Genomic DNA, 4,919 nt, shown 5'->3' on the forward strand with positions numbered 1-4,919 from the left:
GCGGTCAACCCTGACGGCAGCTTGGTCTACACCTTTGTGGAGAGCGTCAAGGCCACCTACCCCTTCTATGTGGTGCGGCTGCTGGGCGGCGTGCTTTACCTGGGCGGCATGTTGATCATGGCCTGGAACGTGATCAAGACGGTGCAGGTCGGCCGTGCTCAGGCTAGCGCTATCCCGACCACGTTGGCTCACGCCTGATGCTTCGCTGACCAAGGAGAAATTGATATGGCATCGACAAACGATAAAGCCACCGGTCACGCGAAAATCGAGACCAATAGTTTTCTGATGATTGTGCTGGTGCTGCTGACGATCATCGTCGGCGGCGCGGTGGAAATTATTCCGCTGTTCTTCCAGCGCTCGACCACCGAAGCCGCACCCGGGCTCAAGCCCTATACCGCGCTACAACTGGCCGGGCGCGACATCTACATCCGCGAGGGCTGCTACAACTGCCACTCGCAGATGATTCGCCCCTTCCGTTCGGAGACGCTGCGCTACGGTCATTTTTCAACCGCCGGTGAGTTCGTCTACGACCACCCGTTCCAGTGGGGCAGCAAGCGCACGGGGCCCGATCTGCACCGCGTCGGTGGCAAGTACAGCGACGAATGGCATCGCATTCACATGACCAATCCGCGCGACTTGGTGCCCGAGTCCAATATGCCGGCCTACCCGTGGCTGGCGAAAAATTTGCTGGACCCGGCTGACATGGCGCCCAAGTTCCGTGCCTTGCGAACGGTCGGCGTGCCCTACACGGACCAGGAAATTGCCGAAGCCGCTGAAGCCGTCAAGGGCCGCAGCGAGTTGGATGCGGTAATCGCTTACTTACAGGTGCTCGGCACTGCGCTGAAGTGAAAGGTTGATTGCTATGGATATCAATATTTTGCGGGCGGCAGTGACGGTGTTTTCGCTGCTGGTGTTTCTGTGTATCGTGGGCTGGGCTTACTCCAGCCGCAACAAGGCGAGCTTTGAAGAGCAGGGCATGTTGCCCCTGGGTGACGATGGCAAGGGGAGGCCGCAATGAGTGATTTTTTCCATGATGGCTGGTCGCTGTTCATCGCCGCCGGCACGATCCTGGGCTTGGCTTTTTGTATCTTTTTGCTCTTTATCGCCAGCCGCCGCAAGGTCATGGCCGACGACAACAGCACCGGCCATGTCTGGGACGAAGACCTGGTCGAGCTGAACAACCCGCTGCCGCGTTGGTGGGCGATTTTGTTTGTGCTGACGGTGGTGTTCGCCGGCATTTATCTTGCCATCTACCCTGGGCTGGGCAGCAAGCCCGGTTCGCTGGGTTGGACCAGTGAAGGTCAGTACCAGCAGGAGCAGGCGGCCGCAAACAAAGCGATGGCGACTTTGTTTGCAAAGTTTGAGGGCAAGCCGGTCGAGGCCTTGGCACAAGATCCGGTGGCGATGGGTATCGGCGAGCGTTTGTTCGCCAATAACTGCGCCGGCTGCCACGGCTCCGATGGCAAGGGCAGCAAGGGCTTCCCCAACCTGACCGACACCGACTGGATCTATGGCGGCAACCACGAGACCATCACCCAGACCATCGTCAACGGTCGCAACGGCATGATGCCTCCAATGGCCGCTGCGGTCGGCACGCCTGAAGATGTGCGCAATGTCGCCAACTATGTGCTGAGCCTTTCCGGCAGTGCGCATAACGCGATCGCTGCACAGATGGGACGTGCCAAGTTTGGCGTTTGCGCGGCCTGCCATGGCGTGGATGGCAAGGGCAATCAGGCGATCGGTGCGCCGAATTTGACGGACAAGGTGTGGCTGCATGGTTGGGGTGAAGATGCCGTGGTCAGCATGATCAACAACGGCAAAAACAATGTCATGCCCGCGCAGTCCACTCGCCTGAGCCCAGAGCAGATCCACATCGTGGGCGCTTATGTCTGGAGCATGTCGAGCAATGTGGCCGCCGCGGCCAAGTAAAACCTGAGAAGTAAGTTTCACCCAAGGTAGGCATGAGCGCAGAGTCGGACAAGAGCCAGAGCAAGACCCTCAAGCCAGCCTCGGCAGGCAAGGGCAACCAAACGGTCATCGAGATCGTTTCGCTCTACCAAGCCCAAAGCAAGATCTACCCGCGTGCTGTCAGCGGCTTGTTTGCGCGTTGGCGCTGGGGTCTGGTCTGGTTCACGCAGATTTTGTTTTATGGCCTGCCTTGGCTGCAGTGGAACGACCGGCAGGCGGTGCTGTTTGACTTGGCCAGCCGGCGCTTTTACATCGGCGGCTTGGTGCTCTACCCGCAGGACTTCATTTACCTGACGGGGCTGTTGCTGATTTCGGCCTATGCGCTGTTTTTGTTCACGGCAGTGGCGGGGCGGCTCTGGTGTGGCTTTGCCTGCCCTCAAACGGTCTACACCGAAATCTTTATGTGGATTGAGCGCAAGTTTGAGGGCGACCGGCAGGCCCGCATCAAACTTGACGCCGCGCCATGGGGTTTCAACAAGCTTTGGCGCAAGAGTGCCACCCAGCTGAGTTGGATCGTGGTGGGCCTGTGGACGGGCTTCAGCTTCGTGGGCTATTTCACGCCGATCAAGGAGTTGTGGGCCGAGGCATTCACTTTGGGCTTTGGGCCTTGGGAATGGTTCTGGGTCTTGTTCTATGGTTTTGCGACCTATGGCAATGCGGGTTTCCTGCGCGAGCAGGTCTGCAAATACATGTGCCCTTATGCGCGTTTTCAAAGCGCGATGTTCGACAAAGACACGCTGATCATCAGCTACGACGCCGAGCGCGGCGAGCCACGCGGCTCGCGCAGCAAAAAGACCGACATCAAGGCTGCTGGCCTGGGGTCTTGCATCGATTGCACCTTGTGCGTACAGGTCTGCCCTACCGGCATTGATATCCGCAAGGGCCTGCAGTACGAGTGCATTGGTTGCGCGGCTTGCATCGACGTCTGCGACGGTGTGATGGACAAGATGGACTACCCGCGCGGTCTGGTCCGCTACGCCACTCAGCGCGAAATCGTTACCGGCGCGCGTGAGCACCTCAGCCTGCGCCACCTGTTGAGGCCGCGCGTGCTCATCTACAGCGCGATTCTGCTGACCATTGGCGGCGCCTTCGTGACTTCGCTGTGGCTTCGCGCGCCGCTGCGGATCGACGTGGTGCGCGACCGCGGCGCGCTGGCGCGTCTGGTGCAAGACGGGCGCATCGAAAACAGCTACAGCGTGCAACTGATGAACAACACCGAGGCCGCGTTGCCGGTCAGCATTGGCGTGCGCGGCATCCCGGGCGCCGAGGCGCAGGTGCGCGGCACGCTGGTGCTGGCGCCGGCCGAGTCGCGCTGGGTGCCGGTTTCGGTGCAGGTGCCACCCGACGCGGCGCAGTCGCTGGGCGCTGGCGCGCATCCGGTCGAGTTCGTCATCAGCCTCGACGAGGGCCGCGCGCCGCTGGTCGAGAAGTCGACGTTTATCGTTCCACGCTGAGTCCTCCATGAATACTGAAACAAGCGAACAGCGCTGGTGGCACATGCCGATCTGGTGGATGGTCTGGGGCGGACCGCTGGTGGTGGTGATCGCCAGCTTCGTGACGATCTACATCGCCGTCGATGGCGCCGATCCGGTGCTGCCGAGAACCCACAGCAACGACGAACGCAGCACGCTGCCGGCACGCGAGGGTCGCAACCTGGCGGCCACCCCGGTGCCGGCCGCCAGCGCCGCGCCGGCCACACGCTGAACGCGGCGTGGACGCTGCGTTGGTGGCCGCGGCGGCCTTGATCGGCGCTGCCGGCAGCCCGCATTGCGTGGCGATGTGCAGCGCGCCCTGTCACGCCATTGCGCGCAGCTGCGGCGGCGGGCAGCCGGTTCAGGCTCTCGCCGCCTGGCATGTCGGGCGGCTGCTGGCCTACGCCGCGGCTGGCGCGCTGGCGGCGGCCGGCACCGGCGCGTTGTTCGATCTGGCGCGCGCCACGGCGTGGCTGCGGCCACTGTGGACACTTTTGCAGCTTGCCGGCCTGATGCTTGGCCTGTGGCTGCTGCTGACCGGCCGCCTGCCTTTTCAGGCGCTCGGTCGCGGCCCGGTAGGCTGGCTACCGGTGCAGGGACCGCATCGCACCCAGCCCCGACGGCTGCCGGCATTTGGGCTCGGGCTGGCCTGGGTCGGCTGGCCGTGCGGTTTGCTCTACGCAGCATTGGCGGTCGCTACGCTGGCGCAATCGGCTTGGTCGGGTGCGCTGGTGATGGCAGCGTTTGCCCTTGCCAGCGCCGGTGGTTTGGTGGCGCTACCGCTGCTGCTGGCGCGACTGGCCGGTCGCGGTGAGCGCCTGGCGACGCTGGCGGTGCGGGCCACCGGCGCGTTGCTGGTGGTGGCTGGCGGCTGGGCTATCGTGCAGACGCTGCGTGGCGGCACGGCGGCGGCTTGGTGTCTACCGGGCTGAGGTCGTGCGGCGGTCGCCTACAATTTCTTCGGTTTCATTGCCCACCCTTCGCCGAGACGAAAGAGAACCTCATGTACCAGCACATCCAGGTGCCCGCGGGCGGCCAGAAGATCACCGTCAACGCGGACTACTCGTTGAACGTGCCCGATCAGCCGATCATCCCGTTCATCGAGGGCGACGGCACCGGCTTCGACATCACGCCGGTGATGGTCAAGGTGGTCGATGCGGCGGTAGCCAAGAGCTACGGCGGCAAGCGCCAGATCCACTGGATGGAGATCTACGCGGGCGAGAAATCGACCAAGGTCTACGGCCCTGATGTGTGGCTGCCGGAAGAAACGCTGCAGGTGCTCAAGGACTACGTGGTCTCGATCAAGGGCCCGCTGACCACGCCGGTCGGTGGTGGCATCCGCTCGCTCAACGTCGCGCTGCGGCAGGAACTTGACCTGTATGTCTGCCTGCGACCGATCCAGTACTTCGAGGGCGTGCCGAGTCCGGTGAAGGAGCCCCACAAGACCGACATGGTGATCTTCAGGGAGAACTCGGAGGA

General features: G+C 62.8%; 7 protein-coding genes and 1 pseudogene. All 8 read left to right on the forward strand.

What is annotated here, in order from left to right:
* A pseudogene (locus RMO57_RS20930) lies at positions 1-198 on the forward strand (cytochrome C oxidase Cbb3); the annotation flags it as partial.
* 27 nt (positions 199-225) lie between these two features.
* Positions 226-849 carry a cytochrome-c oxidase, cbb3-type subunit II gene (gene ccoO / locus RMO57_RS20935; RefSeq protein WP_310389965.1) on the forward strand — a complete coding sequence of 208 codons (624 nt, stop codon included), beginning with the start codon at positions 226-228 and terminating at the stop codon, positions 847-849.
* A 13-nt stretch (positions 850-862) separates the two neighbouring features.
* A complete protein-coding gene (locus tag RMO57_RS20940; protein ID WP_310389966.1) occupies positions 863-1,018 on the forward strand; it encodes a cbb3-type cytochrome c oxidase subunit 3 in 156 nt (51 codons plus the stop codon).
* A complete protein-coding gene (gene ccoP, locus RMO57_RS20945) occupies positions 1,015-1,929 on the forward strand; it encodes a cytochrome-c oxidase, cbb3-type subunit III (RefSeq protein ID WP_310389967.1) in 915 nt (304 codons plus the stop codon). Before RMO57_RS20940 ends, ccoP begins: the two co-directional genes overlap by 4 nt.
* Before the next feature lie 32 nt (positions 1,930-1,961).
* Positions 1,962-3,422, forward strand: coding sequence for a cytochrome c oxidase accessory protein CcoG (gene ccoG, locus RMO57_RS20950; RefSeq protein WP_310389968.1), 1,461 nt, complete (start codon positions 1,962-1,964; stop codon positions 3,420-3,422).
* A 7-nt stretch (positions 3,423-3,429) separates the two neighbouring features.
* Positions 3,430-3,672, forward strand: coding sequence for a nitrogen fixation protein FixH (locus RMO57_RS20955; RefSeq protein ID WP_310389969.1), 243 nt, complete (start codon positions 3,430-3,432; stop codon positions 3,670-3,672).
* A gap of 7 nt (positions 3,673-3,679) precedes the next feature.
* A complete protein-coding gene (locus tag RMO57_RS20960) occupies positions 3,680-4,372 on the forward strand; it encodes a sulfite exporter TauE/SafE family protein (RefSeq protein WP_310389970.1) in 693 nt (230 codons plus the stop codon).
* 71 nt (positions 4,373-4,443) lie between these two features.
* A partial coding sequence (locus RMO57_RS20965; protein ID WP_310389971.1) for an isocitrate/isopropylmalate family dehydrogenase occupies positions 4,444-4,919 on the forward strand: 476 nt, incomplete at its 3' end.

The sequence above is a fragment of the Roseateles sp. genome (assembly GCF_031397715.1).
In the GTDB taxonomy this organism is placed as follows: domain Bacteria; phylum Pseudomonadota; class Gammaproteobacteria; order Burkholderiales; family Burkholderiaceae_C; genus Paucibacter_A.

Excerpts from the sequence above, each read along its gene's own strand:
- ccoO (WP_310389965.1), top strand. The coding sequence starts at position 226 with ATGGCATCGACAAACGATAAAGCCACCGGTCACGCGAAAATCGAGACC.
- RMO57_RS20940 (WP_310389966.1), top strand. The coding sequence starts at position 863 with ATGGATATCAATATTTTGCGGGCGGCAGTGACGGTGTTTTCGCTGCTG.
- ccoP (WP_310389967.1), top strand. The coding sequence starts at position 1,015 with ATGAGTGATTTTTTCCATGATGGCTGGTCGCTGTTCATCGCCGCCGGC.
- ccoG (WP_310389968.1), top strand. The coding sequence starts at position 1,962 with ATGAGCGCAGAGTCGGACAAGAGCCAGAGCAAGACCCTCAAGCCAGCC.
- RMO57_RS20955 (WP_310389969.1), top strand. The coding sequence starts at position 3,430 with ATGAATACTGAAACAAGCGAACAGCGCTGGTGGCACATGCCGATCTGG.